The organism is Chitinimonas violaceus (assembly GCF_052601015.1).
On record NZ_JBQXDJ010000212.1, the window covers coordinates 1 to 619 of the forward strand.

A 619-nucleotide genomic window follows, 5' to 3' on the forward strand; every position below is an offset into this window, starting at 1 on the left:
TGCTGCTTTGCGGGTTTCGAATTGGGGGACAGTAGGAATGGAAAGAGAAACGGCCGCCACGGCGGCCGTTTCTGATTGAGATGAACTTATGCAGGTAAGCCGCAGGACATCAGACAATATCGAGATGATCTAGCCCTGCCAGTAATCAGGTAACTAGCCCTACTAGCTTCAAGTTACTGCGACACATTTTGCTGTAGTTCATGTAAGGCATTCATCGCTTCTTCAGCGCGCCCAATAGGAACAAACAAGTGGTCATGAAAAGCGCCAGCCATGATGTTGCAAGCAATATTGCGCACTGCTAACGCTTGAGAAACTGCCGCCGTCAGGCCAACTGCAGCCAAATCAGAATGGACAGTTAGCGTGATCCAAGCTGCAGCAAACAACACGGTAAGATTGTTTTGCTGAGCAACTTTTTCTTCCACCACCAAGGTCCATCCTTCTCTTTCCTTGAAGCTAGCAATGGCAGGGAGGCCATCGGGATTTCGCTGTAGACCTAGGGTCTGTTGACGTTTTGACTTCGGTATATTGAAGAAGCGCAGCAAACCCGCAGAATTACGGTTCCTATACCAATCACCCTGCGGGTTTGCTATGCCCCGATTGATGCTCAGTGACGAGCTTT

At 49.4% G+C, this 619-nt stretch carries 1 protein-coding gene; it reads right to left on the reverse strand.

Going from position 1 to position 619, the window contains the following annotated elements; all coding sequences use genetic code 11:
- Positions 1-173: 173 nt before the first annotated feature.
- The coding region (locus tag ACUHMQ_RS20965) for an ACT domain-containing protein (protein WP_445297378.1) at positions 174-619 on the reverse strand (446 nt) is incomplete at its 5' end.